The following is a 14978-nucleotide window of genomic DNA, read 5'->3' as shown; positions in this document are numbered from 1 at the left end:
AGGACACGCCCAACGATAACAGAATCGGTATGGCTGTCTTTGGGTGCGGCGGTTTGACTCGGGCGGGCGGGATTCCCGTTCACTGGGAGGTATCGTAAGTATGCCAGATGATCGACCGGCGCGGGATTCAGCTGCGATGGGAGGCGGACGGCTCGAAGCGTGACGAGCGGGGCCGGCGGCTGTTTGCTGCCAGCGAGGCGCGCGCGGCGGGGCGCGGCGGGTTGGTAGCGGTCTCGGAGATCACCGGGCTCGCCCGCTCAACGATCGGACGCGGGTTGAAAGACCTCGACGTGCCGCCGCCGGCTGGCGGGCGTGTGCGGCGCGAGGGCGGCGGCCCGCGGTCGCTGACCGAGCGTGATGCGAGCTTGCTCGCGGATCTGGAGCGCCTCGTCGCACCGGCGACGCGAGGCGACCCGGGGCGCGCGCTTTTGTGGGTTTCCAAGAGCTTGGACAAGCTGGCCGCCTCACTCCGCGCCATGGGCCATACGATTAGCCCCGGCAGCGTGGGCAAACTGCTTTCCAAGCTCGGCTACTCGCGGCAGTCCAACCGCAAGGCGGATGAAGGTTCGCACCATCCAGACCGCAACGCCCAGTTCGAGCACATCAACGCTAAGGTGGTCGCGGCGCAGGCCGCCGGGGAGCCCGTCATCTCGGTGGACACGAAGAAGAAGGAGCTTGTCGGGAGCTACAAGAACGGCGGCACCGACTATCGCCCCAAGGGCGATCCGCAGCGCGTGAAGGTGCACGACTTCGAGGACAAGGACCTGGGCAAGGTCGCGCCTTACGGTGTGTACGACGTGACCACCGACGAGGCCTGGGTCAGCGTCGGGATCACCGCAGATACGGCCGAGTTTGCCGTCCAGTCCATCCGCACATGGCTCCTACGTCTGGGACACACCCGCTATCCCAAGGCGAAAAAACNCGAAAAAACTCCTGGTGACGGCGGACTGCGGCGGCTCGAATGGCGCGCGCGTCAGACTGTGGAAGCTGGAGTTGCAGAAGCTCGCCGACGAGACCGGGCTCACGCTCGAAGTCCATCACTATCCGCCTGGCACATCGAAGTGGAACAAAATCGAGCACCGGCTGTTCTGCCGGATTACGCAGAACTGGCGCGGCCGTCCGTTAACGGACCGCATGACGGTGGTCGAGCTCATCGGCGCGACCACCACCAAAACCGGACTCAACGTCGCGTGCGCCCTCGACGAGCGGATCTACGAGAAAGGCCTGAAGGTCTCCAACGCCGACATGGCCACCCTCGACATCACCGGCGATTCCTTCCATCCCGAGTGGAACTACACCATCAAACCAAGGCCAACGAAAACGTAGCGATTATCGTCGGTGGCGTCCTTAACGGTCGTTGGACAGAGGCGGCGGGCGATCGCAACCTAATCCGCCTCCTCCAGGTCGGACGAGAGCGGACCTGCCGTGGCGCCCGGCGAACGCGAGCACGCCGAACCGCCCTGCCTCCCCAGCTGCGAAATCCCCTTCTCCCGCGTAGGGCCTTGTCGGGCCGTGAATTGATTCACGTCAACGCGCCGTTACACCGGACTTGTCAGGTTTACGTGACAGTTCACGAGAGGCCTGGGGAGATCGCCGTCATGCGCATCCTGTTGATGCATCCGAACTACCATTCCGGTGGCGCGGAGATCGCGGGCAACTGGCCGCCGGCATGGGTCGCCTATCTGGCTGGCAGCCTGAAGAAGGAAGGCTACGACAACATCCGCTTCGTCGACGCGATGACCAACGATCTGTCCGACGAGCAGATCCGCTCGGTCATCGCCGCCGAGAAGCCGGACGTGATCGGCACGACCGCGATCACCCCGTCGATCTACAAGGCCGAGCGTATCCTGGAGATCGCCAAGGACGTCTCGCCCGACACCGTGACCGTGCTGGGCGGCATCCACGCGACCTTCATGTACCAGCAGGTGTTCCTGGAAGCGCCGTGGATCGACTGCATCGTCCGCGGCGAGGGCGAGCACGTCTTCGTCGACCTGATCCGCACGATCGACCAGGGCCGCTGGCCGGACGACCGCGACAAGGTCAAGGGCATCGCCTGGCACGACGGCGAGAACGTGGTCGCCAACCCGGCCGCCCCGCCGATCACCCGGCTGGACACGCTGGCGCCCGACTGGGGCGTGCTCGATTGGGACCAGTACCACTACATCCCGATGCAGAACCGACGGGTCGCGGTGCCCAACTTCGCCCGCGGCTGCCCCTACACCTGCACCTTCTGCTCGCAGTGGAAGTTCTGGCGGACCTACCGGGTGCGCAATCCGAAGGACGTGGTCGACGAGATCGAGCACCTGTACCGCGAGTACGACGTCGGCTTCTTCATCCTGGCGGACGAGGAGCCGACCATCCACCGCAAGAAGTTCATCGAGTTCTGCGAGGAGCTGGCCTCCCGCAACCTGGATATCTACTGGGGTATCAACACGCGCGTCACCGACATCCTGCGCGACGAGGAGTACCTGCCGCTCTACCGCCGCGCCGGGCTGATCCACATCTCGCTCGGCACCGAAGCGGCCGCGCAGATGAACCTCAACCGGTTCCGCAAGGAAACCACGATCGAGCAGAACAAGAAGGCGATCGAGCTGCTGCGCAAGCACGGCATCGTCTCCGAGGCTCAGTTCATCGTGGGCATGGAGAACGAGACCAAGGAGACGCTCGAAGAGACCTACCAGATGTGCCAGGACTGGGCGCCGGACATGGCCAACTGGGCGATGTACACCCCCTGGCCGTTCTCCGACATGTTCGCGGAACTCGACGACAAGGTCGAGGTCTACGACTTCGACAAGTACAACTTCGTCACCCCGATCATCAAACCCGACCAGATGGACCGTGCGGAAGTGCTCGACCACGTCATGCACAACTACCGCCGGTTCTATATGAAAAAGTCCTTCTTCTCCTATCCGTGGACCCTGGACAAGGCGAAGCGCCGGTACCTGCTGGGCTGCCTGAAGGCCTACGCGCTGTCCGGCTTCAAGCGGAAGTTCTACGACCTGGGCCGGGTTAACTACTGGGGCTCCAAGAAGACGGTCGACTTCGACTTCGACGAGAGCAAGACCACGATCGTCCAGCCCTCGCTCGGCGAATGGAAGCAGGCGCCGCGCAAGAAGCTGGAGCGCGCCCGCAACGTGGCCCGCGAGGCGCAGGTCAACAAGCAAGCCGCGCGCGAACGCGCCCGGGACGAGGCCGCCCAGGCCAAGGCGACCGGCGGCCAGACGGCCGATGCCGCGTCGGCCGCGGGCATGCCGACCCGGGGCGGCGAGCCGGCGGCCCTGAACAAGCGCCGCGAGCGCCAGGGCCGCGAACAGCGCACGCACGAGACCACGCCGGCGGAATAAGCCCGGCGGCCGCTGACGGCCCGACGGCACGGCCCCGCCGGGCACGCCCTGGCGGGGCCGGTTGCGTTCTGGGCCGGCGACGCGGTTAAGCAGCGCTTCGCAGAGCTGTCGGGCGTACTTCGACACGCCGAGCTCCGATCGGCTGCTCTGGATGGCGTCGATGTTGGTAAAGTGCACCTGTATCAGCAGATTAAACCAATCGACGTCATCGTTGTTTGTCGGCGGCTTGCGCAGCAAGCCGTGTCGTAGGCCGCCTGACGGGCCCCAAATCAGCACCCCGGCACCATACGGAGGCCCCCGTGTCCGACGCCAGTCACGGCCCCATGCAGACCGCCGCGGACGCGCCCGGCGACCCGCTGGCCCGGGTCGGGCCGAACGCGATCACGCGGGTCGGCGAGGCGCTGGACGGGCTTTACGGCCGGGCGACGACCTATGCCGTGTTCGCCGACGCCGGCCTGACCTCCTACCTTGAGGCCTGGCCGCGGGAGATGGTCGCGGAGGGCGCGGTCGCAGGTCTGAACCGCGCGCTGCACGCCCACCTGCCGGAGACGGGCTTCCGCCGGGTCGCGCGCGAGGCCGGCGGGCGCACCGGCGACTACCTGCTGGCCCACCGGATCCCCAAGCCGGTGCAGGCGCTGCTGCGGCCCGCCCCGGCGTGGCTGGCGAGCCGTGTGCTGCTGGCCGCGATCGCGCGCAACGCCTGGACGTTCGCCGGCTCCGGCCGGTTCGACGCCGCCGCCGGCCGGCCGTGCGTCGTCACCATCGCCGGCTGCCCGCTGTGCCGTGAAATCGCCGCCGACCATCCGGTGTGCGACACCTATACCGGCACGTTCGAGCGGCTGTTCCGCGAGCTGGTCCACCCGCAAGCCGCAGCTACGGAAACCGCCTGCCAAGCCGCCGGCGCTAAGGCCTGCCGCTTCGAGATCCGCTGGTAAGCGTGGGGCGCAGATCTGTTCGCGCACCCCGGTGGCCTTCCTCGCCTCCACACAAAGTTGTCCCCTCTCCGCCACTGGAGGCCGGGAATCCGTTTGACCGCGGGCTCCCTGTCGCGTTCCGGACGACGCAGCTCCGGCGCGCACGCAAGAAAGCCCCGGCAACTTCAGTTGCCGGGGCTTTAGGCGTCGGAGGCTGGCCCGACGGCCCCGGAAGGGGCCGCTAGGTCCATCCCGCCGGCTAGAAGCGGTTGTCGACCGCCGGTTCGGCGTTCTCCGAGCCGATCCGCGGGGGCAAGCCGTAGTTGGCCCCGTGGTCCGGCCCCAGCTTCTTGCGCAGCTGGGCCGCCTCTTCCCGGGTCATGTTCGGGTCGAGGCTCGGATAGTCCTTGACCATGTTGGCGCCGAACAGCGGCTTGAACACGCCGTTGTGGCAGGTCGCGCAGTTGGCCTTGGGCGCGTCGCCGGTCGGGCCGAGCCGCTTCTCCGGCAGCAGATCCGTGGTCGGGACGATGTAGTCGTTGTTGATCGCCCGGGTCATCCGCTGGCCGTGCCAGGCGGTCACCCGCTGCGGCGGGCTCTGATCCCAGTTATTCCAGGACCGGCTGTTGTGGCAGTACGTGCAGTTCACGCCCAGTGCGTCGGACTGGTGCATCATGAAGCCGTAGGTCGCCTCGGTCGCCTGGATCGAGTCCGTGCTCTGGGGATTCGGCAGCGCCTGGTTCCCCTGCACGCCGATCATCTGGGTCAGGTTGCCCCCGCCCAGCAGGTACCGCTCGAACGGGTTGCCGGGCAGCGAGGTGTAGACCGTCTTCATGTTCGGGCCGTTCTGCCCGTCCGGCGTCCAGCCCGCCATCATCCCCGCGGCGTTCTGCGGATCGTCGGCGTTCTTCCACCAGACGTTCTGGGGCAGGTTGTTGCCGCGGTGGCAGGTGTAGCAGGTGACTCCGGTCTGGTTCTCGTTCGTCTGAACGTGGCTTTCCCAGTTCTGGTTGATGTCCATGGTCATCCGCAGCATGTAGCGGCTGACCTGCTTGGTATAGACATCCTCGTAGGCGAAGCCCTGGGCCAGGTTGTGGCAATAGGCACAGCCCTGATCCGGGGCCACCCACTGGGTGATCGCGGTCATCAGCCGCGTGAATTGGGCCTGGTTGAGGTGCCCCAGAACCTCCACGTTCTGGTACACCTCGGAGGCCTTCTGCCCGCCCTCGGGTGCCGGGGTTGCGGGCGCCGGCACCTGGTTCTGCTCGATCAGCTTGGCGAAGTCCTCGGGGTTGTAGTGCTGCACGAGGGCCACGCCGCGGTACCCGCGCTGCTGACTTTCGATCGGCGGGTCCTCGCAGCCCGCCAGCACGGCGGCAACGCCGAGCGAGGCGAGCGCGAGCGATTTCCTAAAGCTCCAAGCCATGGTGCGCTCTCCCTCTACTGAGCCGTTGCCGTGCCGCCGGACATGTCGCCGCCGCCGGACAGGGCCGGGTTGCTCATCTCGGTCATGCCCGGGAAGACGTCCGGATAGACCGGGGCCAGACCGTGCTTGACGCCCCACAGGTACCAGTTGTCCACGACCGTGCCGGTCAGCAGGATGCCGATACCGCCGGTCAGCGGGGTCAGCACCGCGAACCACCAGGCCCAGCGGTGGATGCTTTCCATGGTGGCGTTGAAGCCCATGGTCCAGCGCCAGAACAGGGCCGCGCGCTCGGAGGCGGTCCCGCGGTCGGTGATCTGCTCGCTCTCACGCTCGCCGCCGTACCGGCTGGTCGCCAGGATGGTGGCGCCGTGCATCGCGAACAGCAGGGTCGAGCCGTACAGGAACACGATCGAGAGCATGTGGAACGGGTTGTAGAAGAGGTTCCCGTAGCGGATCGAGAACGCCGCGGTCCAGTCGAGGTGCGGGAAGATCCCGAACGGCACGGCCTCGGCCCAGCTGCCCATCATGACCGGCCGGATCAGGCCCAGCACCAGGTACAGCCAGATCGCCGAGGCGAACGCCCAGGCGACGTGCGTGCCCATGCCAAGCTGGATCGCCCGGCGGTAGGTGCGCACCCACCAAAGCAGGATCGCGGCCGTCAGGAAGAAGCCGGCAAGCAGCCACCAGCCTCCCTGGTTCAACGGCGGCAGGCTCAGCCCGTACTCGGGCGGCGGCGGCTCGAGCGCCAGCCACGGGCCCTGACGGACGAACTGGATCGGGTCCCAGCCGACGCTGGCCCACATGTTCAGGCCGATGATCTCGATCGCGATGAAGCCGCAGATGATCGAGGCCACCCCGTACCAGCCAAGGTAGATCGGCCCGATCTGGCTGTGACCGATCCGGCCCAGCCAACTGTTGTGCATCGGCTTGCCGAAGCGCCGGCCGGTCCCGCCGGGCGGCAGGGCCAGGCCCGCTTCGCCGGGTCCTTGGACTTCGACCCTTGTGAAGATGTTCTGATATTCAGGCATGGTCGGTGTCCCTTCGCCCTAGTTGAAGCCACCGGCGTCCCAGATCGGCAGCCGGAGCCACCAGAACCACCATTCGGGCCAGCCGCGCGTCCAAAGCGGCCCGGAGATGATGATGCACACGGCACTCCAGAAACCGGCGTTGAGCGCCAGGAACAGGCCCAGGCGGTGAATGCCCAGCGGGCCGATCGAATAGCCGATGAAGTCACGGAAGAAGTTGTCCTCGTGCTCCCCGGCCTTGACCGGCTCGTCCTCGCGGCCGGTGTTGGCGGCGGACAGGATCGCACTGCCGTGCAGGGCCAGCGCCAGCGTCGTGGTGAAGAAGAAGCTCACCGCGATCATGTGCGCCGGATTGTAGTGGAAGTGCAGGTACTGGTAGCCGACGTTCGACACCCAATCGAGGTGCGACAGGATGCCGTAGGGGAAGCCGTGCCCCCAGGCGCCCAGCAGCAGCGGGCGGAACACCACCAGGGTCACGTAGGCGAAGATCGCGACGCCGAACGCGAACGGGACGTGCAGCCCCATGCCCAGCTTGCGGCTGATCTCCACCTGTCTGAGCGCCCATGACACGAACGCGCCGATCGCGCAGATCGTGATCAGTTGCCACAGACCGCCTTCCTGCAGCGGCGCCAGCGCCAGACCGTAGCTCAGGTCCGGCGGCGCGATGTTGATCCGCCAGACGTTCCACGTCGGCCCGAGCGCGGCACCCCAAAGGATCAGGCCCGTCCCGAGGACGGCGAAAAACAGCGTCGTGACACCGAAGAACCCTACATAGAAGGGGCCCACCCAGAAATCGAACAGGTCGCCGCCTATGAGCGTGCCGCCGCGGACCCGATATTTTCGTTCAAAACTCAGCATAGCCATAACCGAACCCTCCAATTGGATGCCGGCCTCGGTGCCCGTCAGCGGCGGGCCCGAGCCGCGGTGCGGGGCGTCGGCCCCGACGCCCCGCCCGCTGACTCGTCGGTCGGGCCCGGCTTAGGCCTTCGACGGCTCCACCGACCGCTCGATCACGCTGGACTGCTGGCCGCCGCTCGCGGCGGGACCCTCCAGCCAGTTGTAGCGATCGGTGCTGAGCAGGATGAAGTGGATGAGCAGCGCCAGGACGAACAGGAACGTCATCAGCGCCACCAGCATCCGGCGGGGATCGAAAAGAAGCCAAATCTTCCACATGGTAACTCCCTCCTTACGCCAGGACTGGCAGGATGGTGGCCAAGGTCTGCTGCGCACCGTCCAGGATCACGCTGGCCTGAGCGGCCGGGTCACCCTGGAGCCACGGACGCCAGATCCAGGCGAGGATGTGCGCGAACACAGCGATCGCCACGAAGATGATGAAGCTCGTCATGAAGATCTTGTGGAACTCTTTGGCCTCGCCTTCCGTCAGCCCGGAAAGGCTTTCGTTCCGGCCTTTACTCTCGGTTGCCATATCTGCACCTACTCCCGTTTTGCTAGTTGCACCTAGCTGGAAAACCGCTTTCCGTCTCGATCGCGGCTGTTGAGACCGCGATACGGACGATCGCGGCGGTTACCGGCCGACCGTGGCCGGCCGGATTCTTGGATGGGCTTGCCTCAGCCCATGAACGCGAAGGGGACGTACGTGTCCGCCGCGGCGCGCGCCTCGCCGATCACGGAGAGCCGCTCGCCGGGGACCGCGTGCTCGCCGCTCGGCAGCACGCGACCGACGATGGCCGCCACCAGGAAGATCGGCAGGCTCGCCGCCATCAGCAGGCGGTACTCGAAGGAGTCCCCTTTGCGGTGCTTCTTGTCGCCACCCGTCGTGATCCGGTTACGTTCCGGCATGTCGTTACCCTCCCAGTTTTGGGCCGTGCGGCCTTCGGTCGGCCGCTGCCGGGCAGCGGCGGTGCGCGTTGGGGTCGTCCCCCTGGCGCGGTTGGTGTCGGGGGCGCGGTTGGTGTCGGGCGCGCGGTTCAGGTGAACCACCGTCATGCCGCCGCCCCCGTGTTCAGGGCCCCGCGCGCCGCGTCCACGTGGCCCGCGGCGACCCGGGACTCGCCGTCCTGGCGGGCGATCGCCTCGGCGCGCTCGCGCAGGCGCTTCGCCGCGGAGATCCGCACCAGGAACGGCTGCGTCTCGATGTAGTCGTCCAGCTTCGCCTGCGCCGCGTCGTCCCACGGCAGCGTCTGCTCCAGGCTCATCTGCTGCGCTGGCCCGCGGGTCGGCGTCGCCTCCGCTTCGTCCATCTGCGTGGACAGCGGCAGGATGTGGAACAGCGCGTCGAACAGCTGGTTGCAGAACTCCTGCACCACGTAGGTCGCCCCGGCGTAGCCCATGAACGGCGTGCCGGTGGACCGCCGGACGATCGCGCCCGGGAACGAGGCCGGGACGTACATCGCCCGGCCGCCGATCTCAGCGTTGTACATCCGCTCGTTATAGGAGCCGAACAGCACCAGCGGGGTGTTCTCCTGCACGTCCCGGCGGATTGCCGCGTTGTCCGGCTTCTTGCCCGGCTTGCGGGCGTGATGGAACGCGCAGGGCACGCCCATCTCGTCCTCCAGGAACTTGCGCAGGCCGCGCGTGTGGGTCTCGCTCGCCACCACGCCGAAGCTCGAGGTGGCGAAGAAGTCCTGGGTCACCGAGCGCCACAGATCCCAGATCGGCTTCAGCGTGGTGTGCTTCTCCTGCTCGATGAACGGCTCGGGGTCGGCGCCGGTCAGCTCGCCCAGCGTGCGCAGGAACTTGGTGGTCGAGAACACGCCCATCGGCGCCATCAGGTACGGCCGGTCCAGCGCCTCGCACAGCTTCCGGCCGAACTCGCGGTACATGCAGATGTTCACGTCCGCGTTGTTCAGGCGCGGGATGTCGAGCACGTGACTGCCGAGCGGGAACACCATGTTCACTTCGCAGCCGATCCCCTCGACCAAGCGGCGGATCTCGGCCAGGTCGCTCGGCATGTTGAAGGTGCCGAAGATCGGACCGATGATGTTCACGCGGGGCTTGTCCTGCCCCTCTCTCCGCTTGGGCTTGTCGGTCTTGCCCTTCTTGGGCCCGAATTCAGTCCAGAGCCAGTTAATCGCACGATCGGCCGCTTGCCATTGATCCTCGTCAATCGTGCGGCAAAGAAACCGGCGAAGATTACTTCCTTCGGGCGTAACACCGCCGCCGATCATTTCGGCGATCGATCCCGTGACCACGACGGCCGGCAAATCGTTGTCCTGTGTCGCGGACGCACGCTTGAGATTTTCCTCGGTGCCGGTCATCGACAGCTCGTCTTCGCCAAGCCCGGTCACCGTCACCGGCAGCTCGTGCGGCGGCAGGCCGTCGGTGTAGTGCAAGACGGAGGTCACCGGCAGGTTCTCGCAGCCGACCGGGCCGTCGATCACCACCCGCATCCCCTGGATCGCGGTGAAGGTGTAGATCGCGCCCCAGTAGCCACCCGCGCGGTCGTGGTCCAATACCAGCATGGCTCAGGTCCCCACGCTGTCCGGGACGCCGGTGTCGCGCTTCTCGGCCTTGGCGGCCCGGCGCATCTTGCGCTTGGCCGACGGCACCTCGGAGAAGCCGTATCCCGCAGTGTGGCCCTGCCCGACGCCCTCGAAGAAGGACACCATGGTCTGGAAGCGCTCCGCGCCGGCGGTCTGGGTCTCGACGATGCCGGTCAGCGCGCCGATGCCGGCGGCGCCGAACAGCGGGCGGGCGGACACCATGTTGGTGAAGTAGATCGCCGGCCAGCCGAGCTCCTTCGCCTTCTGCACCAGCGGCGTGGTGCCGATCGCCAGGTCCGGCCGGACTTCGCGCATCGCCGCGGTGTCCTGCTCCAGCGAGGCGCGGTACTGCACGTGGCAGCCGTGCGCGGCCAGCCATTCGCGGTCGGTCCGGCTCCACGCGGTGCGCGGGCAGGCCGTGCCGACGTAGGGCACCTCGGCGCCCGCCTCGATCAACAGGCGGGCGACCAGGAGCTCCGAGCCCTCGTAGCCGGAAACCACCAGCCGCCGGCCCTTCAGGCTGTGCTCTGCGAGCGCGGCGGAAACCGCCGTGCCGGCCTTCGCCTTGGCGGCGTCGATCTTCGCCTCGGCCACCCCGGCGGCCTCGCCGATCCGCTGCAGCCAGTCGCTCGTGCCCTCCAGGCCGACCGGGCCGGAGCCGACGACCGGCCGGCCGGCGCGCTGGAACTGCTCGACGCAGCGGGTGTAGAACGGGTGCACCGCCCCCACCGCCACGCTGTCCAGCGCGGCATAGAGGTCGCGCCACTCCCGCGTCGGCACGTTCGGCGCCATCTTCAGGCCCATCGGCTCGATCATCTGGCCGACGCCGACCGGATCCGCCGGGAACATCTCGCCCAGCAGGGCGATCGTGGGCGCATCCTCGACCAGGTTGCGCGGCTTGGCGACCGGGCCGGCCTCGGCCTCCTCGCGGGCGTACTTCAGCATCGCCCCGGCCAGGATGTCCTTGGCCTCCGCGTGGGTCGGCACGCCGAAGCCCGGCACGTCGACCCCGATCACCCGCACGCCGTTGATCTCGTGCGGCAGCCGGTCGAGCGGGATGCCCGAGGCGGTCGGGACGCAGAGGTTGATGATCACCACGCAGTCGTAACGCTCCGGATCGGCCATCTGCTCGACACCATCGCGGATGTCTTGATACAGTTCGCCGGTGACCAGCGTTTCCGAGCTGAACGGCACGTAGCCGACGGTCCGCCGGGCGCCGTAGAAGTGCGAGGTGAAGGTCAGGCCGTAGACGCAGCACGCCGAGCCCGAGAGGATCGTCGCCGTGCGGCGCATCCTGAGGCCGACGCGCAGCGAGCCGAACGCCGGGCACATCGACTGCGGCTGGTCGTGCGGGCCGGTCGGGTAGTCCTCCGCCAGCTTGTCCAGCGTCGCCGACTTGCCGGCCTGCCGCGCGGCCGCCTGCAGCGTCTCCTTGCCGCCGTGGCAGCCGCCCTCGGCGGCGGCCTTGGCGGCGGCCTGCTCGATCGGCTCCGCCGGCGCGCCCGCGGCGGGCGCGTCGTCGGCCGGCGCGCCGCTGGGCTCAAGGCCCTCGATGCGATCGTCCGTCGTATCGGTCATCGCCGGGCCCCCTTCACGCGTCCTCGTAGACGACTTCGAGCGACTTGTGCTCAGGCGCGATGCCGCCGCACATGTCCGCCATCGTGGCCGGCTGCAGTTCCACGCCGCGGCCCACGTCCTCGCCCTTGAACAGGTCGAGCAGGCCCTCGTGCTCCAGCGGCGCGGGCAGCACCGGCGGCGCCGCGGCGGCCGACAGGCCCAGCTGCTCGAACAGCGGACCCCACTGGCTGCCCGGGTAGCCGATGATCTCGTAGTTCGCCGACTTCTTGCGGATGTCGTCGTGCGCGGGGATCGAGGCGAGCACCGGGATGCCGACCTTCTCGGCGAAGGCGTGCGCCTCGCCGCTGCCGTCGTCCTTGTTCACCACCAGGCCCGCGACGCCGACGTTGCCGCCCATCCGGCGGAAGTAGTCGACGGCCGAGCAGACGTTGTTGGCGACGTAGAGCGACTGCAGGTCGTTGGAGCCGACGACGATCACCTTCTGGCACATGTCGCGGGCGATCGGCAGGCCGAAGCCGCCGCAAACCACGTCGCCCAGGAAGTCGAGCAGGACGTAGTCGAAGCCCCAGTCGTGAAAGCCCAGCTTCTCCAGCAGCTCGAAGCCGTGGATGATGCCGCGGCCGCCGCAGCCGCGGCCGACTTCGGGGCCGCCCAGCTCCATCGCGAACACGCCGTCACGCTTGAAGCAGACATCGGAGATGTCGACTTCCTCGCCGGCGGCCTTCTTGCGCGAACTGGTCTCGATGATGGTGGGGGTGCTGCGCCCGCCGAACAGCAGCGAGGTGGTGTCGCTCTTGGGATCGCAGCCGATCAAGAGGACGCGCTTGCCCTGTTGCGCCATCATGTAGCTGAGGTTGGCGAGCGTGAAACTCTTGCCGATCCCACCCTTGCCGTAGATGGCGATCACCTGGGTCTCGTGACCCGCGCGATCGGCTTCGGTTTCGGGGGTATCCGCGGTCGGCGACGTCATGCTGCCCTCCAATCCAGGATCATCTTGAGGCAGGCGGAGTCGCCAAAGGCGGTCCTATAGGCTTGCTCCGCGTCCGTCGCCGCCTGCCGGTGGGTAATCAGGCCGTCCAGCGACAGGGCGCCGCGTTCCGCCATATCGCGGGTCGCGTGCAGGTCGCTCTCGCGCCACTCCGCCGCGATCCGGATGCGGGCCTCGCGCATGAAGGCCTGCGGGAACGCGAACGACGGGCGCTCGCTGTAAAATCCGGCGAGCACCACCTCGCCGCCAAAGGCGAGGCGGCCGATCAGCTCGTCGAGCAGGTCGGCGTCGCCGCTGACGTCGTAGATCGCGGCGTAGTCGCGCCGACCGTCGTCCTCGGGCGCCACCACGGTGTAGCCTTCCGCCCCGGTCCGGCGGGCGGGGTTGGTCTCCCACACCGTCGGCGCGGGGCCGCCGAGCGCCAGCGTCACGCGCGCCAGCAGCCGGCCCAGCGTGCCGTGCCCGACGATCAACTCGGGCAGCTTGGCGTCCGTCGCCTGCACCGCGTGGTAGGCCGTGGCGGCGAGCGCCAGCAGCACGCCGCCCTCGCCCAAGGCATCGCTCACCTTGACCACCCGGCTGGCCGGCACCACGACCCGGCTGGCCGCCCCGCCGAACAGGCCGCGGACGTCGCCGAAGCAGCGCGCGCCGGGCACGAACACCCGGTCGCCCAGCCGCAGGCCGCTGCTGCCGCCGTCGGCCTGGCTGACCCGGCCCAGGGCCTCGTAGCCCGGCACCAGCGGGTAGCCCATGCCCGGGAAGTGCGGCATCTGACCGCTCCAGAGCAGCCGCTCGGTGCCGGTCGAGATGCCGGAGAACTCCATGTCCACCACGATATCGCCCGCCGCCGGGGCCGCGAGATCGAGCTGGCTTAGCGCCAGCTTCTCGGGCTCCTGCAAGACAACGGCTGTGGCGTTTAGCGGCGGCGTCACGGTCGATCCTCTCCCGGGTCGATGACTTATCTGAGTGTCAGTCTAACGTGACGCAAAGCCATGTCAATCTAACCTTACGTCACGATGGTTAAGCGGTGTCCTTCCGCGCTGACATGACGCGGGCCAGGAAGGGCTGGCGGGTGCGCCAGGCCCGGACCCGGGAAAAACCGGCCGATTCCAACAGGGAACGCTGTTCCGCGGGGGTCCGCGCGCGGCCGCGGCCCATCGCCAGCAGGTAGAAGCCGAAGTACGCGTCCCCGACCGGCGCGGCGGAGTCGTCGCTTGCCATCGGCTCCGCGACGACGACCGTCCCGCCGACCGGCAGGGCGCTGTAAACGTTGGCCAACAGTCGCGCGACGCGGGCGTCGTCGTGGTCGTGCAGGATGCGCACCAGCGAGATCGCGTCCGCGCCTCCGGGCAGCGGGTCGGCGAAGAAGTCGCCGCCGTGGGCCGTGATCCGGTCGCCCAGGCTGGCCGCGGCGAACTGCCGGCGCGCCCGTTCAGCCACCGCCGGCAGGTCGAACAGCATCAGCTCCAGCTCGGGCAGCGCCTCCGCGGCAGCCGTCAGGAACGCGCCGTCGCCGCCGCCGACGTCGAGCAGCCGGCGATGCTTGTGAAACGGATAGGCCTCCAACGCCTCCGCCGCGACCAGCGGCTGCGATTGCGCCATCAGCTGCGAGTACCCGCCCACGCTGTCTTCGGACAGCTCGCGGGGATCCTCGGTGTTGGCGTAGGGCCAGTACGCACCCAGCCGGGTCGGCCCGCGCTGCCCGCGCAACAGCGCGATCGGATCGGCGAGGTCGGCGTAGAGCATGGCGTGATGCTCCACCATCGCGGCGATGCCGGGACTGCCGACCACGACCGCGCCCTTCGGGCCCAGGCCAATCCGGCCGTCGGCGCGGGTTTCCAGAAGCTTCAGCGAGGTCGCCGCGCGGACCAGGCGGTCGGCGGCGTCAAGCGGAAGTGACACCCGATCGGCCAGCGTCGCCAGCGGCTGCGGTCCGGCGTGCCACAGCGTATCCAGCAGCCGCAGGCGCACGCAGCAGTACAGCACCTGCGCGTAGACGAAGCCGGCGGTCAGGTCGAACAGACCATGCGCCTGCCGCCGGGCGATCGGCCGGGTCAGCGGAAAGCCGGCGGCCCAGCGCTGGAAGCGCGCGCTGGCCAGCAGCCGGTTGCGCCAGTCGGCAACCCGGTCACGCAGCCGGTCGGGCCCGCCGCCGTCAACCGGCGCGCGGGCCAAGCGATCGTCGGAAGATGGTGAAGCGGTCACCTTGCGCGTCCCTCGCGATTGGCGGCGCGAACGAACGCCCATACGCTTCGCCGGG

At 68.2% G+C, this 14978-nt stretch carries 14 protein-coding genes and 1 pseudogene; 4 read left to right on the top strand and 11 right to left on the bottom strand.

Annotation, left to right across the window (positions count from 1 at the left end; translation table 11 throughout):
• Positions 1–107 precede the first annotated feature (107 nt).
• The 4 genes and pseudogenes from CKO28_RS17650 to bchJ all read left to right on the top strand — a co-directional run.
• A pseudogene (locus CKO28_RS17650) lies at positions 108–921 on the top strand (ISAzo13 family transposase); the annotation flags it as partial.
• A gap of 1 nt (position 922) precedes the next feature.
• Positions 923–1326: ISAzo13 family transposase (locus CKO28_RS28510; protein ID WP_242480631.1), on the top strand; the 404-nt coding region annotated here is incomplete at its 5' end.
• A 272-nt stretch (positions 1327–1598) separates the two neighbouring features.
• Complete coding sequence (gene bchE, locus CKO28_RS17645; RefSeq protein WP_200342127.1) at positions 1599–3344, top strand: magnesium-protoporphyrin IX monomethyl ester anaerobic oxidative cyclase; 1746 nt, start codon at positions 1599–1601, stop codon at positions 3342–3344.
• Positions 3345–3643: 299 nt separating this feature from the next.
• Positions 3644–4279 carry a bacteriochlorophyll 4-vinyl reductase gene (gene bchJ / locus CKO28_RS17640; RefSeq protein ID WP_338050172.1) on the top strand — a complete coding sequence of 212 codons (636 nt, stop codon included), beginning with the start codon at positions 3644–3646 and terminating at the stop codon, positions 4277–4279.
• Between the two features lie 238 nt (positions 4280–4517).
• Here the strand turns inward: bchJ and pufC are convergent, their stop codons facing one another.
• From pufC to CKO28_RS17585, 11 genes are all read right to left on the bottom strand, one after another.
• Positions 4518–5684 carry a photosynthetic reaction center cytochrome PufC gene (pufC, locus tag CKO28_RS17635; protein ID WP_200342126.1) on the bottom strand — a complete coding sequence of 389 codons (1167 nt, stop codon included), beginning with the start codon at positions 5682–5684 and terminating at the stop codon, positions 4518–4520.
• 14 nt (positions 5685–5698) lie between these two features.
• Positions 5699–6712 carry a photosynthetic reaction center subunit M gene (gene pufM, locus CKO28_RS17630; protein ID WP_200342125.1) on the bottom strand — a complete coding sequence of 338 codons (1014 nt, stop codon included), beginning with the start codon at positions 6710–6712 and terminating at the stop codon, positions 5699–5701.
• Positions 6713–6730: 18 nt separating this feature from the next.
• Positions 6731–7573 carry a photosynthetic reaction center subunit L gene (gene pufL / locus CKO28_RS17625; RefSeq protein ID WP_200342124.1) on the bottom strand — a complete coding sequence of 281 codons (843 nt, stop codon included), beginning with the start codon at positions 7571–7573 and terminating at the stop codon, positions 6731–6733.
• 114 nt (positions 7574–7687) lie between these two features.
• Positions 7688–7882: a light-harvesting antenna LH1, alpha subunit gene (gene pufA, locus CKO28_RS17620; protein ID WP_200342123.1), complete on the bottom strand. Its 195-nt coding sequence runs from the start codon at positions 7880–7882 to the stop codon at positions 7688–7690.
• Positions 7883–7895: 13 nt separating this feature from the next.
• Positions 7896–8135, bottom strand: coding sequence for a light-harvesting antenna LH1, beta subunit (gene pufB / locus CKO28_RS17615; RefSeq protein WP_200342122.1), 240 nt, complete (start codon positions 8133–8135; stop codon positions 7896–7898).
• Between the two features lie 143 nt (positions 8136–8278).
• Complete coding sequence (locus tag CKO28_RS17610; protein ID WP_200342121.1) at positions 8279–8656, bottom strand: hypothetical protein; 378 nt, start codon at positions 8654–8656, stop codon at positions 8279–8281.
• On the bottom strand, positions 8653–10131 hold the full coding sequence (gene bchZ, locus CKO28_RS17605) for a chlorophyllide a reductase subunit Z (protein ID WP_200342120.1): 1479 nt from the start codon (positions 10129–10131) through the stop codon (positions 8653–8655). The genes CKO28_RS17610 and bchZ overlap by 4 nt, the downstream gene beginning before the upstream one ends.
• A 3-nt stretch (positions 10132–10134) precedes the next feature.
• A complete protein-coding gene (gene bchY, locus CKO28_RS17600; protein ID WP_200342119.1) occupies positions 10135–11730 on the bottom strand; it encodes a chlorophyllide a reductase subunit Y in 1596 nt (531 codons plus the stop codon).
• Between the two features lie 13 nt (positions 11731–11743).
• Positions 11744–12700 (bottom strand): chlorophyllide a reductase iron protein subunit X, encoded by a 957-nt coding sequence (locus CKO28_RS17595; RefSeq protein ID WP_200342118.1) that lies wholly within the window; start codon positions 12698–12700, stop codon positions 11744–11746.
• Entirely contained in the window at positions 12697–13650 is a 954-nt protein-coding gene (gene bchC / locus CKO28_RS17590; protein WP_200342117.1) for a chlorophyll synthesis pathway protein BchC, read from the bottom strand. Before bchC ends, CKO28_RS17595 begins: the two co-directional genes overlap by 4 nt.
• Positions 13651–13738: 88 nt before the next feature.
• Positions 13739–14923 carry a methyltransferase gene (locus CKO28_RS17585; protein WP_338050171.1) on the bottom strand — a complete coding sequence of 395 codons (1185 nt, stop codon included), beginning with the start codon at positions 14921–14923 and terminating at the stop codon, positions 13739–13741.
• Positions 14924–14978: the final 55 nt, after the last annotated feature.

Origin of the sequence: Rhodovibrio sodomensis (genome assembly GCF_016583645.1) — a bacterium.
GTDB lineage: Bacteria > Pseudomonadota > Alphaproteobacteria > Kiloniellales > Rhodovibrionaceae > Rhodovibrio > Rhodovibrio sodomensis.
This window is presented reverse-complemented; position numbering and strand designations above follow the sequence as displayed.

Excerpts from the sequence above, each read along its gene's own strand:
- bchE (WP_200342127.1), top strand. The coding sequence starts at position 1,599 with ATGCGCATCCTGTTGATGCATCCGAACTACCATTCCGGTGGCGCGGAG.
- pufC (WP_200342126.1), bottom strand. The coding sequence starts at position 5,684 with ATGGCTTGGAGCTTTAGGAAATCGCTCGCGCTCGCCTCGCTCGGCGTT.
- pufM (WP_200342125.1), bottom strand. The coding sequence starts at position 6,712 with ATGCCTGAATATCAGAACATCTTCACAAGGGTCGAAGTCCAAGGACCC.
- pufL (WP_200342124.1), bottom strand. The coding sequence starts at position 7,573 with ATGGCTATGCTGAGTTTTGAACGAAAATATCGGGTCCGCGGCGGCACG.
- pufA (WP_200342123.1), bottom strand. The coding sequence starts at position 7,882 with ATGTGGAAGATTTGGCTTCTTTTCGATCCCCGCCGGATGCTGGTGGCG.
- pufB (WP_200342122.1), bottom strand. The coding sequence starts at position 8,135 with ATGGCAACCGAGAGTAAAGGCCGGAACGAAAGCCTTTCCGGGCTGACG.
- CKO28_RS17610 (WP_200342121.1), bottom strand. The coding sequence starts at position 8,656 with ATGACGGTGGTTCACCTGAACCGCGCGCCCGACACCAACCGCGCCCCC.
- bchZ (WP_200342120.1), bottom strand. The coding sequence starts at position 10,131 with ATGCTGGTATTGGACCACGACCGCGCGGGTGGCTACTGGGGCGCGATC.
- bchY (WP_200342119.1), bottom strand. The coding sequence starts at position 11,730 with ATGACCGATACGACGGACGATCGCATCGAGGGCCTTGAGCCCAGCGGC.
- CKO28_RS17595 (WP_200342118.1), bottom strand. The coding sequence starts at position 12,700 with ATGACGTCGCCGACCGCGGATACCCCCGAAACCGAAGCCGATCGCGCG.